The 18403-nt window shown below is 64.5% G+C and carries 17 protein-coding genes; 10 read left to right on the plus strand and 7 right to left on the minus strand.

The window, feature by feature from the left end; all coding sequences use genetic code 11:
• Positions 1 to 422: 422 nt before the first annotated feature.
• The 6 genes from REH65_RS32790 (at position 423) to REH65_RS32815 (ending at position 6027) form a co-directional block, all read left to right on the plus strand.
• Positions 423 to 1103: a DsbA family protein gene (locus REH65_RS32790; protein ID WP_406690602.1), complete on the plus strand. Its 681-nt coding sequence runs from the start codon at positions 423 to 425 to the stop codon at positions 1101 to 1103.
• Between the two features lie 129 nt (positions 1104 to 1232).
• Positions 1233 to 1844: a TlpA disulfide reductase family protein gene (locus REH65_RS32795; RefSeq protein ID WP_406693281.1), complete on the plus strand. Its 612-nt coding sequence runs from the start codon at positions 1233 to 1235 to the stop codon at positions 1842 to 1844.
• Positions 1841 to 2626 carry a cytochrome c biogenesis CcdA family protein gene (locus tag REH65_RS32800; RefSeq protein WP_406690603.1) on the plus strand — a complete coding sequence of 262 codons (786 nt, stop codon included), beginning with the start codon at positions 1841 to 1843 and terminating at the stop codon, positions 2624 to 2626. The genes REH65_RS32795 and REH65_RS32800 overlap by 4 nt, the downstream gene beginning before the upstream one ends.
• A gap of 194 nt (positions 2627 to 2820) precedes the next feature.
• The gene (locus tag REH65_RS32805; RefSeq protein ID WP_406690604.1) at positions 2821 to 3453 is read left to right on the plus strand and encodes a zf-HC2 domain-containing protein; all 633 of its coding nucleotides are present in this window, start codon (positions 2821 to 2823) and stop codon (positions 3451 to 3453) included.
• 665 nt (positions 3454 to 4118) lie between these two features.
• Positions 4119 to 4958 carry a C39 family peptidase gene (locus REH65_RS32810; protein ID WP_406690605.1) on the plus strand — a complete coding sequence of 280 codons (840 nt, stop codon included), beginning with the start codon at positions 4119 to 4121 and terminating at the stop codon, positions 4956 to 4958.
• Between the two features lie 409 nt (positions 4959 to 5367).
• Complete coding sequence (locus REH65_RS32815) at positions 5368 to 6027, plus strand: class I SAM-dependent methyltransferase (protein ID WP_406690606.1); 660 nt, start codon at positions 5368 to 5370, stop codon at positions 6025 to 6027.
• A 142-nt stretch (positions 6028 to 6169) separates the two neighbouring features.
• On the opposite strand, the gene REH65_RS32820 is transcribed toward REH65_RS32815, so the two are convergent.
• Complete coding sequence (locus REH65_RS32820; RefSeq protein ID WP_406690607.1) at positions 6170 to 6988, minus strand: M56 family metallopeptidase; 819 nt, start codon at positions 6986 to 6988, stop codon at positions 6170 to 6172.
• 26 nt (positions 6989 to 7014) lie between these two features.
• Complete coding sequence (locus tag REH65_RS32825) at positions 7015 to 7383, minus strand: BlaI/MecI/CopY family transcriptional regulator (RefSeq protein ID WP_406690608.1); 369 nt, start codon at positions 7381 to 7383, stop codon at positions 7015 to 7017.
• 504 nt (positions 7384 to 7887) lie between these two features.
• Between REH65_RS32825 and REH65_RS32830 the strand changes: the two genes are divergently transcribed.
• Both REH65_RS32830 and murF read left to right on the plus strand, forming a co-directional pair.
• On the plus strand, positions 7888 to 9378 hold the full coding sequence (locus tag REH65_RS32830) for a UDP-N-acetylmuramoyl-L-alanyl-D-glutamate--2,6-diaminopimelate ligase (protein WP_406693282.1): 1491 nt from the start codon (positions 7888 to 7890) through the stop codon (positions 9376 to 9378).
• The gene (murF, locus tag REH65_RS32835; protein WP_406693283.1) at positions 9375 to 10838 is read left to right on the plus strand and encodes a UDP-N-acetylmuramoyl-tripeptide--D-alanyl-D-alanine ligase; all 1464 of its coding nucleotides are present in this window, start codon (positions 9375 to 9377) and stop codon (positions 10836 to 10838) included. The genes REH65_RS32830 and murF overlap by 4 nt, the downstream gene beginning before the upstream one ends.
• A gap of 240 nt (positions 10839 to 11078) precedes the next feature.
• On the opposite strand, the gene REH65_RS32840 is transcribed toward murF, so the two are convergent.
• The 3 genes from REH65_RS32840 to REH65_RS32850 all read right to left on the minus strand — a co-directional run bounded on the left by REH65_RS32840 (position 11079) and on the right by REH65_RS32850 (position 13512).
• Complete coding sequence (locus tag REH65_RS32840) at positions 11079 to 11966, minus strand: F510_1955 family glycosylhydrolase (protein WP_406690609.1); 888 nt, start codon at positions 11964 to 11966, stop codon at positions 11079 to 11081.
• Positions 11967 to 12344: 378 nt separating this feature from the next.
• On the minus strand, positions 12345 to 12986 hold the full coding sequence (locus REH65_RS32845; protein ID WP_406693284.1) for a DUF305 domain-containing protein: 642 nt from the start codon (positions 12984 to 12986) through the stop codon (positions 12345 to 12347).
• Between the two features lie 76 nt (positions 12987 to 13062).
• Positions 13063 to 13512 (minus strand): DUF6153 family protein, encoded by a 450-nt coding sequence (locus REH65_RS32850; protein ID WP_406690610.1) that lies wholly within the window; start codon positions 13510 to 13512, stop codon positions 13063 to 13065.
• A gap of 227 nt (positions 13513 to 13739) precedes the next feature.
• On the opposite strand from REH65_RS32850, the gene REH65_RS32855 reads away from it, so the two are divergent.
• Positions 13740 to 14132, plus strand: a complete 393-nt coding sequence (locus REH65_RS32855) for a metal-sensitive transcriptional regulator (RefSeq protein WP_406690611.1) — start codon at positions 13740 to 13742, stop codon at positions 14130 to 14132.
• On the plus strand, positions 14104 to 14622 hold the full coding sequence (locus REH65_RS32860) for a DUF4396 domain-containing protein (RefSeq protein ID WP_406693285.1): 519 nt from the start codon (positions 14104 to 14106) through the stop codon (positions 14620 to 14622). The genes REH65_RS32855 and REH65_RS32860 overlap by 29 nt, the downstream gene beginning before the upstream one ends.
• Before the next feature lie 240 nt (positions 14623 to 14862).
• On the opposite strand, the gene REH65_RS32865 is transcribed toward REH65_RS32860, so the two are convergent.
• Together REH65_RS32865 and sbnA are read right to left on the minus strand one after the other, a co-directional pair.
• Positions 14863 to 17397, minus strand: a complete 2535-nt coding sequence (locus tag REH65_RS32865) for an MFS transporter (protein ID WP_406690612.1) — start codon at positions 17395 to 17397, stop codon at positions 14863 to 14865.
• Positions 17394 to 18374, minus strand: a complete 981-nt coding sequence (gene sbnA / locus REH65_RS32870; RefSeq protein WP_406690613.1) for a 2,3-diaminopropionate biosynthesis protein SbnA — start codon at positions 18372 to 18374, stop codon at positions 17394 to 17396. The genes REH65_RS32865 and sbnA overlap by 4 nt, the downstream gene beginning before the upstream one ends.
• Positions 18375 to 18403: the final 29 nt, after the last annotated feature.

The raw sequence follows: 18403 nt of genomic DNA on the forward strand, positions 1-18403 counted from the left end.
TGACAGCTGACGCATGCCGCCGACCCGGCGAGGCCGCCGCCTAGACCGCGAGCAGAGGTTTAGACGGCTATCTGCGCTGCAGTTTGCTTGTCAGCTAGCAGATAACGTCTTGTCAATGCTGGTTGTGCAGCTGAGAACGACCTGTGAATGAAGGTGTCCCGGGCCAGTGGCAATTCAATAATTCTCCATCATGTTCTGGCAGTCACATTCGTCGGAAGTTTCTCGTTTGCCCGGTAGAGGAAGGTAGTGCGCGTCGTCATGGGCGGCTGTTGCAGACCCTTGTCGTTGAGGCTGTCCGCTGTAGCCCAACTCCCGGCTAATTCGAAGCGGCGAGGTCCTCTTGTGGAGCCCCCCACTTGGCCTGGTTTGTCGTCCGTTACCGTTTTGTCCAGGATTTGGTACGGCGGAATGGGTGTGAGCACGTGACGACAAACTTGAAACTCAGTGTGTTAGTGGCGACCGTCGCCACGATCGTGGTGGCGGTGCTGTTGGTTGCCACTCGTCCCAGTGGGCCCTCTGGGCAGGTTGCTGAGCCCGCGCCGTCAGCTCCGGTGCCGGCCGAGGTGTTGGTTCGCCCGGACAGTCACAAGCTTTCGACCGCGCCCGATGGTGCGGTTACCGTTGTCGAGTTCCTCGATCTCGAGTGTGAAGCGTGCAGGGCTGCCTTCCCGGTCGTGGAACAACTTCGCCAGGAGTACGCCGGGCGGGTCACCTTCGTGATGCGCTACTTCCCGATCCCCAGCCACCGCAACTCCGATCTCGCGGCGCGGTCCGTCGAGGCTGCGGGGCAGCAGGGAAAGCTCGAAGAAATGTATCGGAAGATGTACGAGACGCAGGCGCAGTGGGGCGACCAGCAAGTCGATCATCGTGCGACATTCGTCGGATTCGCTCGTGAGCTCGGACTCGACGTCGCGACATTCGAAGCAGCGCTCGACGCCCCAACGACCGCCGAGCGCGTCCAGGCAGACTTCCGCGAGGGCATCAACATCGGAGTTGAAGGCACCCCAACGTTTTTCGTAAACGGGCGCCACCTGTCCGCGATGCCGACGTACGAGACGCTCAGGGCTGCCATTGAACGAGAGCTCGCAACCTCGCCGCGCTGAGATCAGGGAGGCGCTGGCGATCTTGTTGTACCGGAACGGGATACCCCGAAGAAGCATCCTCATCGCTTCAAACTACCCTGCCTAGTAGTCCAGGGTTGGGTGTGACGAAAGGGTGCGGTGCTGCGAAAAATGCGTGCGAGGCGTTCGTGGTCCCTCCTTGGCGTCGTTGCTCTCCTCTTGCTGGCGGGTTGCGGTTCTGGTGCGGACTCCGGGCAGGCAAGTGGGTTCACCTTCGTTTCGCCAGGGGGTCAGACCAAGATCTTCTACGATCCACCCGGGTCACGAGGAACCGTCTCCGCTTTGGCCGGTGAAGACCTGCTCGAACCGGGTAAGCAGCGTTCGCTCTCCGAGTTCGCGGGCAAAGTCGTCGTAATTAACGTGTGGGGTTCCTGGTGCGGACCATGCCGGAGTGAGATGCCGCACTTGCAACGTGTTTACGACCAGACCAAGGGCTCCGGAGTCGAGTTCCTCGGGATCGATGTACGGGACGGGATGCGCAGCGGGCCAGTTGACTTCGTGCGCAACCGCGGCATCACGTATCCCTCGATCTACGATCCATCGGGCCGGTCGTTGATGGCGCTCAAGGGGTATCCACGCAGTGTGGTGCCGTCCACGATCGTGCTCGACCGGCAGCACCGCGTCGCAGCTATCTATCTGACGCAGATCCTCGACTCCGAACTGCTGCCAATCGTCCAACGGATCGCGGCCGAACCGGACGGATCGACAGGAGGACGGCCGTGAACCTGACCGACCTGGCAATCTCGGGGCCTCTGCTGCTGGCTGCCCTGCTGGCTGTCACTGCGGGGGCCGTATCCTTCGCTTCCCCGTGCTGCCTACCGCTGGTGCCGGGTTACCTCGCTTACCTCGCGGGACTGGTGGGAGCCCAGTCGCCGCCAATCGACCTGGCCGACCGGGAGCGGCACCCGGTGCAGGGGCGGTGGCGAGTAGCTGGCGCCGCGTTGTTGTTCGTGTTGGGATTCACGGTCGTGTTCGCGGCGACTACGGTCGCTGTCCTCGGCTTCTCGGATGCCGTCCTGGCCAACGAACAACTGCTGCAGCGGATCGGCGGCGTCATCACCGTTGCGATGGGCCTGGTTTTCCTCGGCCTCGTACCGCAACTTCAGTTCAGCGTGAAGATCCGACGCCCGCCGCGGCCGGATGGTCTGTGGGGTGCGCCGCTCCTGGGTGCTGTCTACGGCTTGGGCTGGACGCCATGCCTGGGCCCCACGCTGACCGGGGTCATCGCGGTGGCGAGTGGCACCGACGTCGGTCCCGCCGCAGGTCGAGGTGTGCTCCTCATCGCGGCTTACTGCCTGGGCCTCGGGTTGCCGTTTATCGTGCTCGCGCTCGGGGCACGGTGGGCGGTTCGTGCGACGAGCTGGCTGCGCAGGCACGTGCGGCGAGTGCAACAGGTCGGTGGCGCCTTCTTGATCATGATCGGTCTCGCGTTGGTGACGGGCATGTGGGGCGAGTTGATCTCCTTGTTGCGTGGCCCGATCGCCGGGTTCACGCTTCCCATCTGAGTCGGCCAGGGCCCTACAAGCATGCTTAGCCTGGACCACCGGTGGATCCAAGCTTAGTGCTCGGAACGGAGTGATGTGGGCCTCGAAATGATCCGCAGTGTTCCGGCACCTCGGCGGCTATACCTGTCAGGCGGCTTCAGCCGTGATGGAGAGAAGGCTGGAACTTCTCCCAGTTCTCAGGCGAGAGTGTGAACGTGGACTGTTACACCTGCCGCGAGGCGCTGTCAGCACGACTGGACGGCGAGGCGCCGCCGCTGCCAGACGAACAGCTCGTGGGGCATCTCGCGGAGTGCGCCGATTGCCGATTCTGGCAGCACCGCGCCACCGAACTGACCCGGGCGCTGCGGGTGCGTGCCGTCGAACCGACACCAGACCTCACCGTGCCCGTGCTCAACGCCGTACTGCCCTTGCGTGACCGCTTCCTGCGCAGGTGGCCCCGGATCCTGCTCGCCAGCGTCGCACTGGGCCAGATCGCGCTGGGGAGCGCGCAAATGTTCGGAGTCGGCCACGCTGAATATGATCACCTCATGGCCAGGCATCTGTTCAATGAAAGCAGCGCATGGAACCTGGCACTCGGCCTGGGCATGCTCTGGACCGCGTGGCGAGTCCGCGCGAGCTCCGGATTACTGCCCGTGCTGGCCGCATTTCTCACCGTGTTGAGCGGATTCAGCATCCCCGAACTCATCAACGGTAACGTCCCGATCAGCCGACTCGTCTCGCATGGCCTCTTGGTGTTCGGGCTTGCCTTGCTGCTCGTCGTGCAAAGTGATTTCTCTCGCTGGAGCCCTCGTCCCGGCAACACAGAACCCGGAAACGCGTTCGATTAGGCATTCCAACTCGCCAACAGCACAGACCTCCGGACCGGAACCCGAACAGAACCACAGGCACCTGGGGCCTACGGCACTCCGACGATCAGCTTGACCGTGCGACTCCGCACCGACAATTTTGCGGTGATGACGGTGGGGCGGGCGGTTGGGCACGGAGCGTTGTGCCGGGGGGAGCTCGTGCGATGTTGATTAACTATGAAGCTGACGGGAGCCTCCTCCCTGGTCACCCGCCTGCCGAGATTACCGGCGCGCTGAGACCTGAATGACCGCTTGAGAAGCCCTTCCGGAAGCGGGCCATCTGCGACCAGCAGGCCGCCCGCCTCGCGTGCGCATTCGCGGTCGTGTGCGCCGAGACTGGAAATCCTTGCTGGGGCGCGGATTCAGCGAATGTGACTACCACGATCGCTCCAGTGGAGCCCGGCTGCCGCCAGCATGACATACCGAAAGTGATCACCAAGCGCAGGTGACGCCCCCCACATCGGCACTACTCCGCGGAGTCAACGAGAAGAAATTCGATGACCTGAACGGGTGACACGTTGAAGTATTCATAACCGTCAGTTACGTTGGTGGTGCTACATCACGATTTGGTCACGACGCCTCGCTCGAGAGGCCGCCGCATCCCCGGCGGTGGTGGCCGGATCTTTCCCCGACTCCGGAAGGCGCACGTGTACAAGCATCGAAAGACGGACGGCCAGGCCCCGAATGCGGCAGTCCGCGCACTCACTCAAAAGCTCAGCTCACACTCGGGTGGTGACGCCCGTAGCAGCAAGGTGTCAGGCAAGGCTCTCAGCGCGGCCATCGTCGGCACCGCCGTCGTGGCGATTGGTTACCCAGTAGTAGCGGGCGCGGATCCAGAGCCTGCCCCGGTCTCCTCGCAGGTCTTGCCTGCCGCCCAAGCAGCTCCGGCTCCGGCGCTACCTCCTGGGCCTGCTGCTGCTCCGGCAGCGGTGGTGCCGAGCGCTCCCGAGGTCCGCCCGCAAGCCGTCACCAAGTCGCTCGCCGTCGACTACCAAGCGCAGGAAACCGGATACTGGTGTGGTCCCGCTGCGGCGCGCATCGCCCTGTCCGCCATGACGAAGGATCTGCCGAGTCAGGCCGCGCTGGCCACCGAACTCGGTACCACCGAGAACGGCACCGATCACATCAGTCAGTTCATCGATGTGCTCAACAAGCGGCTCGCCGGGAACCGCGCGCCCTACGTGGTCAAGGAGTGGGCTGGCCGTCCGATCACTCCTGAGATGAAGAACGAGTTGTGGTCTGACGTCATCCGCAACGTTGATGCCGGCAAGGCGACGGTGGCCAACATCGTCGCGACGCCTGACAACCAGCCGCCTGGATATCCTGCGGACCAGACGATCTACCACTACGTGTCGGTCATCGGTTACAACGCGGAGAACCAGACAGTGCACATTTCCGATTCGGCGCGATTCAGCGGAATCACGGAGCACTGGCTGAGCCTCGATCAGCTCGCGTCACTGATCCAGACCAAGGGGTATGCCGTCTGATCGACAGCATCTACTGAAGAGCAGTTGAAGGCCCGCCGAACTTCGGCGGGCCTTCGGCATGCTGGACAGCTGATTCCGATCTCGCGCTGTGCCGCCGCCCAACAGCCGCAGGTGCAGGCTGTTGGGCACGGGGAGCATGTTGCCGAGGGTCATTGCCGGTCGGCATCAGTGGATTGAGCCGCCCGGCCGAAGTCGGCGGCAGTCTGGCGAGGTTGTCGGCAAAGGCCCAGATCGGGTTTCCCGTGGCGGCGTGATTCGGCGAGCGGGATGGTGTCGACCGCGGCTTCGCAAGCTGCCCCCTGGTGAGGGTCAGATCGCCGACTCCGACTGCGATGGCGGCGTGGTCAACAGCCAAGAAACCTACTATATTTAGTAGTAGTCTTGGAGGTCATCGGATCGAGCAGGGACGGTGGACGTAGTGTCGGCAGAATCGAAGGACCTCGAACTGCGGCGGCGGCATTGGGACAAGCATTCTCGCAGCTATGACAAGCAGATGGGGTTCATGGAGCGCAAGTTCTTCGGTGACACCAGAAAGTGGGTGTGCCGTCAGGCTAGGGGCGAGGTGCTCGAGGTAGCTGTGGGTACCGGGTTGAACCTCGATTGGTATCCGGACGAGACGCGGTTGACGGGCATCGACCTGAGCTCGCGCATGCTGGACCTCGCGCGTCGTCGAGCGGATGCCACCGGTCGCGTGGTTGAGCTGAGCGTTGGCAACGCGCAGCAGCTGGAGTTCGCGGACGAGTCATTCGACACCGTGGTCTGCACCTTCTCCCTCTGCGCGGTTCCGGATGACCGCGGGGTGGTCGACGAGATGAAGCGCGTTCTGAAGCCCGGTGGTCAGTTGCTGCTTGCAGACCACGTCATCAGCACCTCCTGGTCGGCGCGGATCGTGCAACGGATGCTGGATCTGGTGACCGTCCCGACAGCTGGGGAAAACTTCCGTCGTCGCCCCATCCGATACGTGCGGGCAGCCGGCTTCCTCATCGAGGAGCACGAGCGGTTCAAGCTGGGCATCGTCGAAAGGATGGTCGCTCGCAAGCCGATCCCTGATGGTCCAGGAGTTTCCTGATTGATTCCTGGATGCGTGCTTCGGTCGGTTGCGGATGGTCGTGATCCCACGCCGACGCTGTAATGACGGCGGACAGCCTCGGATGAGCTCTTCGAGTGGCGCGGCATCTGCCACTCGGATCCTTACGAGGCCCGACGCTCCGTCATTGCGTTGGGCAAACGTGAGGTATGAACAGGCACGACCCGACGACTGCGGTCATGAAGGCGAGCACTCCCACCGCGGTCCACGCCGAGCGAAGCGGTGAAATCGGTGCCCGCCGCGGTGCCTGACCGGATTCAAGCTGAGCGATCCGTGCGTCCAGTAGGCCGGGTTCCGCGAACGGGGCCACGAACTCGGGTTTCGCGACTGGAGACAACACGCGCAGTAGCGCCCCCGCGAGTGCCGATCGTCCGCAAACGTTCACCGCATGGCGATCGGCTGCCAGTTCGTAGTCGCGCCGGGCACGGGACCGCATGTCCTGGGCTGCTGGCATGAACCACAGGTGGGCAGCGAGCAATCGTCCGAGCAGCGCGCGCAATGGATCTCTCCGTTGCACGTGCGCTTGTTCGTGGGCCAACACCGCGTGTAGCTCAGCATCGTTCAAGCTCTCTGCCAGGCCGGTGCTGATCACAATCGAAGGTCGTAGGAGTCCGATGGTTACAGCTACCTGCTCCTGAGTGTCTACCACTGTGACCCGTTCAAGCTGCCTGAGTTCGGTCACGACAGCGTGGACGGAGGCGGGCGTCGATACTCGCCGGCGAGCGACCAAGGCATGGAACCGGTGGGTCTGCAGCAGTCCGAGCGCCACGGCACGCACTGAGTTGCCGACCGCAACCGTGCCGGAGAGGACCAGCAGGATCGAGGAAAGCGCGCCGGGATGGCCCGCGATACCGAGGGCGCGGGCGTCGGGGTTGATCGTGAAAGCCGCGATCAAGCACCAGGATAGGCAGAGCGCGGGATAGGTGGCCGTCGTCGCGACCACCAGTGCCCACAGTGGACGGTCCGCCTTCATTGCTCGTCGACCAGGCGACGTAGCCGTGCCCGCAGGTGCTCATCTTCGCTGACGTGGTCGACGAAGGACACGAGGGCTGCTTCGCCGTAGTCGTTGAGCAGGCGTCGTACCCCGATCTCAGCGGCGCTGCCAACAGCTGGTAGGTAGGCGTACCCGCGGCCAGCCCGCTCCCGCTGTGCTACTCCTCGCTTGGCCAGCCGTGAGAGCACAGTCATGACCGTGGTGTAGGCCAGCGCCGGATCACGACCGCTATTGAGCTCGGCCAGTACCTCGCGAACTCGCATTGCCGAATCAGCCTGCCACAGCACGGCCATGACCTCTGCCTCAAGCGATCCGAGATCAGACGTGCCTGCCGGGCGTCCCACGGTTCAAATACTACCCTGCCATCGTCGTAGAGGGTGTGCGCCACGGAGGTCGGCGAAGATATCTGGATCAACACTCGATCTGACAAGCTCGAGCAGCGGTTGTCGCTACGAACGTCGTCATACCGGGGCCAACGCTGAGGCCGTGTCCATCTCGTCAGCGCCTTCTGAGTCGGGGACGGGAGCCTGCTTCAGTCTACGATCAAACATAGTACGATCTAGAGTCGTTATGTTCGATCGGTGTTCACCTTGCCCAGATCGGCGGCGGCTCGAGCCCGCGCCGGTTTCTGGATGGGTTGGACTCGGCTGCTGTTGCCGCACTGCGATTCGCGGCTCAGCGGCAGGAGACCCACACTGTTCCTCGTGCCGGTGGGCAGCGAGCGTCGCGCCCAGCAGGTACCAGGCGGATGTAGCCATGTCGGTTGAAGCAACAAGTGTGGTCGTCCGGGAAGTTCATGGTGGTGGCGAATGGAATGCGGTTGCCAACACGGCGGGGTCAGCTTGTCGATGGCCGTGCGGGGACTTCCTGAGTTCGAACTGCGCGGCGATGCCGATGTCGTTGATGTCAGCGGTGACAGCAGGCTTGTACGACGTGGTGGTCTGTTCTGCGCTGTGCCAGGAACCCGGCAGGATGGGCATGCCTTTGTGGGCGAGGCAGCGGCCGCTGGCGCCAGTGCTTTGCTGGTGAAACGCTTTGCCGACGTGCCCGTTCCCCAAGTGCGGGTGCCGTCGGTGCGGTCGGCGGTGGGGCCGGTTGCTGCGGCGGTGCACGGACACCCGGCAGATGAGCTCAGGATCGCCTCGGTGACCGGAACAAACGGCAAGACGACCACGGTTCACCTGGTCGAAGCGGCGCTAGCCGCAGCAGGCTATCGCACCGGCCTGATGTCCACGGTCGAAACGCGTGCCCCAGGGTGGCGGAGCCCGGCGACGTTGACCACTCCGGATGCCGCGGAACTGCATCGGACGTTATGCCGCATGCGTGCGGCTGGCGTTCAGGTGGCAGCTATGGAGGTGTCTTCGCACGCGATCGACCAGCACCGAATTGATCCCGTGATGGCCGAGGTCGCTGTGTTCACGAATCTCAGTTCGGAGCACCTAGACTACCACGGCACTGTGGAGCAGTACTACGCGACGAAGGCGGCGTTGTTCACCCCGGACCGCTGCCGCAAGGCGGTGGTCAACATCGATGATCCCTGGGGGCAACGGTTAGCGGCTCAGTCGCAGGTGCCGACTGTGACCGTAGGGCACAACTCGAAGGCGGACGTGCGAATTGATGTGTCCACTTCTGCCCTCGACGGGGCGCGTCTGACCGTGCACGAGGGGGACCAACCAGTGGAACTGGCCATCTCCATCGCCGGCGGAGGTCACGTCACGAACCTGGCAGTTGCCTATGCCACGGCTCGTCTGATGGATGCATCCCGAGACGATGTGGTTGCAGGCCTCGAGGCCGCTCCGCCGCCCGGCCGGTTCGAACACGTGGACAACGGCCAGCCGTTCCTGGTGGTGGTGGACTTCGCGCACACACCGGCGGCATTGGCCGAAGTGCTCGCGTCCGCCCGTGCGGCGAGCACAGGCGGTCGAGTCCACTTGGTCGTGGGGTGCGCGGGGAATCGAGACCGGTTCAACCGGCCTGATATGGGACGTGTGGCTCTAGCGGCGGATACCGTGCTCTTCACCGCCGATGATCCCTACGAAGAGGACCCTGAGGAGATCATCGCGCAGATGCTCACCGGCACGATCGGTTGTGAGGGAGCGGAGGTCGAGGTTGAGCCAGATCGCAAGCAGGCGATCGGCGCGGCGATCAGGCGTGCCGAAACCGATGACGTCGTGCTTATCGCTGGACGTGGCCACGAGCGCTACCAGACGACCAAGGGGATCCGGCATCGGTTCAGCGATGTTGACGTTGCCAGGTCGTCCCTAATGGACCAGGGCTGGGAAGAGCGCTCCACACAACAGCAGGCGGGATCTTCCGAGGCGCTGGGGGCGTGGCGATGATCAAGCGCACTATGAGGGAGATCGCGGACGCAATCGGCGGGCGTCTTCACCGCACCGACGGTAGCCCCGTGGTGACCGGCAGCGTCGAGTTCGACACACGACAGGTCGGCCCCGGTGATTTGTTCGTCGCCGTGCCAGGGGAGCGGGTCGACGGGCATGACTTCGCCGAAGCCGCGATGCGGGCCGGCGCGGTCGGCGTGCTGGCAACCCGGGAGGTCCCGGCACCCGCCGTGATCGTTCCTGCGCTCGATGGCGACACCACTCCACGTACAGACGGACCTGGTAAAGCACCGTCGGTGCTGGCGGGGTTGGCGTCCCTGGCCCGCAGCGTCGTTGCCGACCTCGGTCGTTCCGGACGAATGCAGGTAGTCGGGGTGACCGGCTCCTGCGGGAAGACATCCACGAAAGACCTGATCGCCCAGGTATTGGAACCAGTGGGGACAACCGTGGCCCCGCCCGGCTCGTTCAACAACGAACTCGGCCATCCGTGGACGGTGCTGCGCGCCGACGAGGCGACCCGCCATCTCGTGCTGGAACTGGCTGCCACGGCTCCCGGCGATATCGCCGCGCTTTGCCGGACCGCACCGCCCCGAGTCGGCGTGGTGCTCAACGTCGGCAGCGCACACCTCGGCTCGTTCCGCTCCCGTGACGCCATTGCACAGACCAAGGGAGAGTTGGTGGAAGCCCTGCCCCCAGCAGCGATGGGAGGTGTTGCGGTGCTCAATGCGGACGACCCGCTGGTCGCGGCGATGGTCGAGCGGACATCGGCCAAGGTGGTGCGTTTCGGCACGCACGCCAGCGCCGACATCCGCGGAGTCGACGTGATACTCGACGATCAGGCGAGAGCCAGGTTTCGGCTGGTCAGCCCCGCCGGGGAGGCGCCAGTTATGCTCCGTTTGCATGGCGCGCACCAGGTGGCCAACGCACTGGCGGCCGCCGCTGTGGGGATTGAGCTGGGTGCAGGCGTTGACCAGGTTGCTGCGCTGCTGTCCCAAGCCCGTCGGCGATCCGCGCACCGCATGGACGTGAATACCCGTGCCGACGGGGTCACAGTGATCAATGACGCCTACAACGCCAATCCCGAGTCCGTGCGCGCGGCGTTGGAGAGCCTCGCCGCTATCGCAGGAGCGAGGTCGCGACGGTGTTGGGCCGTCCTCGGTCCGATGACGGAACTGGGCGAAACAGAAGCCGAGGAACATGCCGAGATCGGACGTCTCGCTATGGCGCTGGGTATCAACCACCTGCTGGCCGTGGGCGATCGAACGACGGACATGTACCTCGCAGCTTGCCGCGAAGGTTCGGACCGCGGGGACGCAATTCTCGTGCCGGATGCCGACGTCGCCACCGCTGTGCTCGATCAGCGACTTGGTGCAGACGATGTCGTGCTGGTCAAGGCGTCCAACACCGCGCGGCTGTGGCGGGTCGCCGAGGCGTTGCTGCCGACAAGGTCGGGCGATTGACGTTGCGCGGGAATGTGGTTACGGGCGCCGTTCGCTCGCTTCGGTGCAGCGCGGACCGGGGCGTGCAACTTCTCGATACTTCAGTCAGAACGGGCGATCGAACTCGGTCTCACGAAGCAGTGAGCGGCCCGGCCGCCGCCCTTGCGGACCTGAAACACGCCCGGTTCCGCGAGGTGTTCTTGGCGCAGTTTCTTACCGCTGTCTGGAATGACGGGCAGCGGTGTTGCGCAGGGCGCTCGGTCAGGTGAAGGGCGTTCGCGTTGTGAAGGTGCGTCCACCGTCCGAGGACACCAGCACCGCGTTCGCAGTCGCGACGTACCACCGGTCGCGGTCAACAGTCATGGCCTGCGGGGTGCTTCCGAGCTGTCCGCGTGCTTCCCACGTTGTGCCACCGTCGGGGCTCATGAAGGCGCGACCCCGGGGATCCAAGCCGTGGAGCTGATCCGGTTTGGACCAGTCGAGGAGGTACAGCAATGGTGTGTTCGGGGTCGAGGTGAAATTCCGGCCGCCGTCGGTGCTGCGGATTGGGCCTTGCTCGGTGGTTGCCACCAGTTCCTCGGGGGAGGCGGGACTCACCGTGAAGTCGGCTAGCGGCGCGGTTGCCAAGCGCTCCCAGGAGGTCCGATCCTCGCTGGACAGCAGAGCGCCAGCCGTTCTGCTGTGCCCGACGACCTTCCCGTGTTTGGCTTCCAGGCTGTGGAAGTCGACCTGTCCGGACAACGACAGGGGGTGCCAGGTGCGTCCGGTGTCGGTGCTTTCGATCAGCCCGAGGTTTGCCTGTGCCTCGCCTGTGCGGGGATCCGGGTGACCGCTGCCGAGGAAGTGGCCGGGCCCGACGACAGTGAAGCTCATGGTGTCCTGTCGCAGGTCACTGACTCGCTCGGGCTTGCCTCCTTCGGGCAAGCGGAACAGTCCGTAGTGGGTTGCGCTGTAGAGCATTCCATCTGCGGGGTCGACGCCCAGGCCGTGCACGTGCCCGAGGGGCTCGGTGGCGGGACTACCGAGGCCGCGTTCATGCCTGTTGTAGCTGGTCCAAACCGTGGCAACAGCCACAGCGATGATCAGCAGCGCGGTGGTCGAAAACAGCACCGTGCGTCGCGGGTTGTTGCTCGATCGTCGAGGTTTCATGTGGTTCCTGCGCGATCGGTTCTGTCGGTGTGGCAGAACCGGTAGTCCTTTGTTCTAGCGACGATGCGTTGCCTCCAGCCGGCGGTTTGCTGCGAGGTAGTTGGGCGCGATGCCTCCGGAGAGCCACACGTGCGGTCCGGGTGGGTGGCGCGCACTCGTGGAATCCGCAGGATGCGGATCTTCTCCGATGAGACGGCCGGCCTCGAACTGACACGGCGGGCAGCGCTCGTCTGGAGAGCCTTTAGCCGGCGGGATCATGCCGTCGCAAGATTTCGGACGGCTAAATCGGCCCAACTTGTTCTGAAGACCTTGTGCCTGTTGCCGATGTGAGCCGCCAAGGATGGGGTGGGCGTGAGAACCCACCCCATGCCTCATGCGTTATCCCTGGAGCAGCTTGTGCATCTCGTCGATCTCGGCCTGCTGGGAATCGATGATGCGCTGGGCGAGTGCCTTGGCCTCGGCGTTGCTGCCCTGGCTCAGTTCGACCTTGGCCATGTCGACGGCGCCCTGGTGATGTTTGATCATCATCTCGAGGAACAGCTTGTCGAACTCGCCGTCCTTGGCCGCCATGAGCTGGTTCATCTCGTCCTGGCTCATCATGCCCGGCATCGGCGCGCCGGACTCCATGCCGGGCATCGAGCCGTGGTCCATTCCCGGCATGCCGGTGGGGGGCGTCTGTGCTCCCCATGCCTGGAGCCAGCCGGTCATCTGCTTGATCTCGGGGTCCTGCGCCTGCTCGATGCGGCCGGCGAGGTCGAGCACCTGCGGGTTGGATGTGCGGCCCTGGACCATCTTGGCCATGTCCAGTGCCCCCACGTGGTGCGGGATCATCTGCTGGGTGAAGGTGATGTCGGCCTGATTGTGGTCGCCCTGTTGCGCGGTGCCGGGTGCCGGGGCGGCGGTCGAGGGGGCCATGTTGCCCATGTCGTGGCCGCCGCCAGTGTTGCCGCTGCATCCGGCGAGTACAGCCCCTGCCGTCAGAGCGGCAAAGGTGGTTGCGATCAAGGTCTTCTTGCGCATGGGTGTTTCCTCGTCGTTCTGGTTCACCTGAGGTTGGATGTGCTTCGGTGTCGCTGCAGACCGTGCAGCTTGCCGGTCACAGCCGGAGAACGCAGATCGACGAGAGCAAGTCCGGGCCCGCGCGCGCCCGCGCCGGTCGATGAGGGGAGGCCTGTGCCGGGAAGCGTCCGGTCCCTGGCTCCTGGAGGTGCTTGCTGCCGCGGAAGATCAGCACTGCCCCGGTGAGTGCGGTGATCGCGCACAGCACCGCTAGGCAGAGGTGCATGAGGTTGTGGGAGTCGGATCCGTGTCCGCCTTCTGCCACCTCTGACCCGATGCTGGTCCTGGGGGTGCAGCAGTCACTGCGGTGAGAGTCTTCGCTATGCGCAGCCGCCGATGTGGTCGTGCTGCTCGATGCGGTAGTGGCGTGCGTGCCGGCCGCGCCGTTCGCGCTGAGGTGGTGCATTCCGAGCAAACCGAGGAGCAGCCCGCAGAGCAGCGCCCACAGCAGGGCTCGACGGCTTGCGTGCGTGCTCACGAGGTTCACGATAAACGACTATTCGGCTGCGGTTGTGCTGGCGTGCGGGAGGCCACGGCGATCCGGCGCCGGACGGCTCATGTGGACGTGATGCGTGAACACAGTGGCCATCCTACCCTCAGGGGGTATTTGCGTCGAGGCGGGCGACTGATGGGAGTCACAGCAGTGCACGGCAACCCGGAGGCGGCTCCAACACCTCCGGGGCACCTTAAGGGCCGGTCCGAGGCGTCGACCGCATGGTCGAGGAGGACAAGTACTGCATCGATGTCCTCGCCCAGGTGTCCGCCGTGTTGCGGACGCTCAAGGTCGTGTCGATCGGTCGCCTGGATGTGCACCTGAGGCACTGTCTCGCTGAGGTGACTGCCAGTAATGACAAGGAGGCCGAGGTCAAGGTCTCAGGGCAGCGAAGCGTTAGCGTGCCTCGCGCTTCAGTCCGGGCGGCACACATCGCTTGTGGGGCCCGGCGGGGCCGATACGTTATCGTCGGGCCTCTGCGTCTACCCCCACGGGGTACGCAGAGTGCAGCGGCGCAAGCGGATGCGAATCCGCCTCCTACTTGTTGGGCGTTTTCTTCACCGGGGAGAAGTCATGGACGATCACATGCAAAGCCGCGACCAGTTCCATCATGACCGCGTGCACGAGGGGCATGAGGAAGAGCACGATCACCGACCGCTGGAAGGTCGCGCGCTGACCCGCTCGGCAGTGTCGGCCACCGCGCACTGCTTGACCGGGTGTGCGATCGGCGAGGTGCTGGGCATGGTGATCGGCACGGCGTTGGGCCTGTCGAACGCCGTGACCATCGTGGTGGCGATCGTGCTGGCGTTCTTCTTCGGCTACAGCCTGACCATCCTGCCCGTGTTGCGCTCCGGGCTGGCCTTCGGCGCGGCGCTCGGTGTCGCGCTCGCTGCCGACACCCTGTCGATCACCGTGATGGAGATCGTGGACAACCTCATCATGGTGGTCATTCCCGGCGCGATGGATGCTGGGCTGGACAGCGCGCTGTTCTGGGGTGCCCTGGCGGTCTCGCTGCTGATCGCATTCGTGCTGACGGTCCCGGTCAACCGGATGTTGATCGCCCGGGGCAAAGGGCACGCGGTCGTGCACAAATACCACCACTGACGAGGCCGCTCAGGAGCCGCAGCGAACCTGGCAGCTAACGTGCTGGGACACGGTACTTTTCGGGATGTTTCGGTAGCGAGGTCTTCACACTCCTTTCCTGCGGCAGGAGTTCGACGCAGCAACACAACGGCGACAGTAAAGAAATCTCGACTGCCGAGGTCGTCGACTGGCCTCCCAGCGAACCTAGGAGGCCAGTCGGGGTGTCCTGTGGATATCTTCCAGATTCCCTGAAGGACTACCTCACGTGAGCTTCCGGAACTGGCTCACGGGTTCCTCGAGAGTCCGGAAAATGAGGCCAGGGTGAGGCTTCGGGCCGAAGGACGTGGACTTGCGGGGTAAACGCACTCCTGCCGCGGCTGCCTTCACGAGATCCTCCTGCGCAGGAGGATTCGTGAGCACCGCGACACCGCCGTTGCGGCGTACCTGTCGTACTGCCTCGACTGCATTCTGCTCGTAGCGGATGTCTTCTGGTGAATCGTGAATCTGCCACAGCTGATCTATCAGAGCTGTGTGCAGGACCGCAACGTGCATGTTGCGGATTGCGGGTTGGGTGTCGCGCATCGCCGCATCCAGGAATCCCGGCTCAGGATCGCTCACCAAGAACCCCCCTTGCGGGGTCGCGAGTACGAAGGCCGGGCCTCTACGTGCGTGGTGTTTGAGAACTGTAGCCCAATGTGGGAGCTCACCACGTAATGGTTGTACCCGAAACCTGGTGCGCGATGCCTTGAGCGCCAGTTGCGGGTCAGCGAAGGGTAGTACCCGGTGGATCGGCGCGAGGCGCAGCGGACTGGCCTTGACGTCGACGAGGAGACCTGGCAGAAAATCCCACGGGCCTGGCCCGTGGCCTTCCGCGTAGATCGAGCGCCGCAGCTGTCTGGTGGCAGCGTGGCGGTGGTGGCCGTCGGCGATGTATGCCGCGCGAGCATCGAGCTCGTCGATGATTTCGTCCTGGTCGGCGTAGTCGGTGATGCGCCAAAGCCGATGCGACTGTCCGTCGTTGGCCAGCACCTCCGTGACAGGTGCTTCCTGCGTGGCATCTGCGATGCGTTTGGTCGTCCGCCCATCGCCCGAGAAACCGAGTAGGACCGGCTCGGGGTTGACCTGCCCGCCCTGCAGTACCTCGATGAGGCTGTCAACCCGCTCCGGGATGACGTCCTCGTGGGGGAGAAGACCACTGTCGAGGTGCACCGCGGCCAGGATGCCGCGAACAGACCCGTGCGGTCCGGATTGTTCGTAGACGTAAAAGGCCGGGCGACGATCCTGGATGACCGCACCACTCCGCTGCCACGCGCGGAAGGTGTGGTCAAGCCCAGCAGGCGTTCCGCTGTTCTTGCCCGACAAGGTCGCATATTGGGACGCAAGGGAATCGAGGTGGCGTGTGGTGATGCGCCAGCCACGGAAGGGCACGACGCCGACACCGTTGCGTGGCGTCCTGAGGGCAGGGAATGGAGCGGTGGTCTCGGTACCTGGCTGGTCGCCGTCTTGGTGGTCGTCCCCGTGCACATCGTCTTCGGCCAGCCTGTGCTTCTCAGCCCGCGCGGGCCCGAGGGCGAGGAAGAAACCGAGTGCGCACGCTGTCGCCATGACCAGAATGACGCTGGGCACGGGCATGATCCCAACCATTGGACCGGCTAGCAGCGGACCGACAGATTGGCCGACGAGCAGGTAGCTGTTGGCCGTGCTGACGAATGAGCTCTTCTGCGTGCCAGGCGCGTGCTTGCTGAAGTGCAGGAACAGGGACTGGGCGAGCGCAGCGAAGGAGAAGCCCTGAACCAGGCGGAACGGGATCATTCCGAACGGGTCCAGTGGGAGCGCGACGATCGCGATGCTCGCGGCGCAACCACCAGCGGCGACCGCGAACGTGCGCATCGGGCGCTGCGTGAGGTCGTTGTGCTTGCCCCACCAGAATGATCCGATCAAGGTCGCGCCCCACATCACCGCATGGAGCACACCAACCCACAGGCTTGCCGCGGCGTGGTCCGCGACGACTCGCTCCACCTGCTCGGCGTAGACAGGGATGAGCCCGTAGACGCCGAAGTAGGCACCGATTGCGGCAACCGCGAGCAACGCCGCACCCGGAACCTGCATGACCGACGGGCGTTTCCTGTCGTTCTTTGCGGACGTGTCGACGTTGTTGGGAGTATCGCGCTCGGGTTCGTGTAGGCCGATTGCGCATGCGATGGCTAGTAGTGTTGCGGTGCCGGCGATGGTGATCATGAGTTGGGGTAGTCCGCCGGTGCCGATGAGGAGTCCGCCGGCGATGGGGCCGGCGAGTGCTCCGGCTGCGGTGGCGCTGAAGGATTTGCCGAGGGATGAGCCGCGTTTTTTGTCGGATCCGGTTGATCCGGCGAAGGCTGCGGCGGCTTCGACGACGCCGCCGAGGGTGCCTTGGAGGAGGCGTCCGGCGACGAGGAGTAGTGGGGTGGTGGCGGTGGCCATGACGAGCATGGCCACTGCGAGTCCGACCAGGGCGCGTACGACCATCCATTTGCGGCCGATTCGGTCGCCGAGTCGGCCCCAGAGTGGTGTGGCGATGGTGAGGGCTAGGGCGGGGGCGGCGATGGCCACTCCCGCCCAGGTTTGGGTTTCGGTGGTGCTGTTGGTGCCGATCTGTTCGAGGTAGAAGGGCATGATCGGTACCAGCATCATCAGGCCGGCGGTGTTGACGAACTGCCCCGCCCATAGCAGCACCAGATTCTTGCCCGACCCCCTCGACGACTCGCCGCGGCGGTGAGGCTGCTGGTCTCGAGCCTGCGTCCGAAGCGTCCGGGTCACGGTTTCACCGCCTCTTGCGGTTCCTGCCACGGGTCGGGCAGGTTCGCGACCCACTCGTCGTTGTAGACCAGGTCGAGGTAACGCTCACCCCGGTCGGGCAACACGCTCACGATGCGAGCTGGGCTGTCGAGCCGAGTAACGAGGTGTTCGATCCCGGCGATCACCGCACCCGAGGAACCGCCGGCGAAGATCTTCTCTTCCGACAGCAGACGACGACATCCAGCCGCGGACTCCGCGTCGGCAACGTGCAAGACGTCATCGATCTCCTCAGGGTCGAAGATCTCAGGCACCCGGCTGGCGCCGAAGCCCGGAATCTGGCGGGGCGCGGAAGGCGCGCCGAAGATGACCGAGCCGACGGCGTCGACCGCGACGACCTTCAGCTTCGGGTGCTCCTGGCGCAGACGACGGGCAATGCCCTGGATTGAGCCGGTCGTGGACACAGCTGCCACGAGATAGTCGAGGGGACCGTCCACGGCACGCAGGATTTCCTCGCCCGCTGTCTCGTGGTAGGCGCGCCAGTTCAGTTCGTTGGCGTACTGGTTGATCTGCACCGCATTCGGGGTCGTCTCCACCAGTTCGCGGGCTCGGCGAACACGCGTGTGCAGGTAGCCGCCTGCCTCATCCGGCTCGGTGACCATTTCGACCTCGGCGCCGAAGAGTTCCAGCAACCGCAGATTGGTCGGTGAGGTCTTCGGGTCGACGACCGCGGTGAAGGACAGATCGTGCAGCCCGGCCGCCATCGCAAGAGCGATGCCGAGATTGCCGGACGTGCTTTCAACGAGGCGCATTCCGGGACGGAACGTCCCGTCTCGGAGCCCTTGCTCGATGATGAACCGTGCTGGGCGGTCCTTCATGCTGCCGCCGGGATTGAGCATCTCGAGCTTGGCGAGCACTTCCACGTCGGGTTCGGGGAAGCATCGGTTGAGTCGGACCAGCGGGGTTGAACCGACACAATCGAGCACCGAATCGTGGATCACTGCGAACCTCCAGGTTTTGGGCGCATGTC

Origin of the sequence: Saccharopolyspora sp. ID03-671 (assembly GCF_045278815.1) — a bacterium.
GTDB lineage: Bacteria > Actinomycetota > Actinomycetes > Mycobacteriales > Pseudonocardiaceae > Saccharopolyspora > Saccharopolyspora ipomoeae.

What these genes read in the sequence shown, in the direction of transcription:
- REH65_RS32860 (WP_406693285.1), top strand. Translation starts at nt 14,104, where the DNA reads ATGCAAAGCCGCGACCAGTTCCATCATGACCGCGTGCACGAGGGGCAT.
- REH65_RS32795 (WP_406693281.1), top strand. Translation starts at nt 1,233, where the DNA reads ATGCGTGCGAGGCGTTCGTGGTCCCTCCTTGGCGTCGTTGCTCTCCTC.
- REH65_RS32855 (WP_406690611.1), top strand. Translation starts at nt 13,740, where the DNA reads ATGGTCGAGGAGGACAAGTACTGCATCGATGTCCTCGCCCAGGTGTCC.
- murF (WP_406693283.1), top strand. Translation starts at nt 9,375, where the DNA reads ATGATCAAGCGCACTATGAGGGAGATCGCGGACGCAATCGGCGGGCGT.
- REH65_RS32840 (WP_406690609.1), bottom strand. Translation starts at nt 11,966, where the DNA reads ATGAAACCTCGACGATCGAGCAACAACCCGCGACGCACGGTGCTGTTT.
- REH65_RS32830 (WP_406693282.1), top strand. Translation starts at nt 7,888, where the DNA reads ATGGCCGTGCGGGGACTTCCTGAGTTCGAACTGCGCGGCGATGCCGAT.
- REH65_RS32845 (WP_406693284.1), bottom strand. Translation starts at nt 12,986, where the DNA reads ATGCGCAAGAAGACCTTGATCGCAACCACCTTTGCCGCTCTGACGGCA.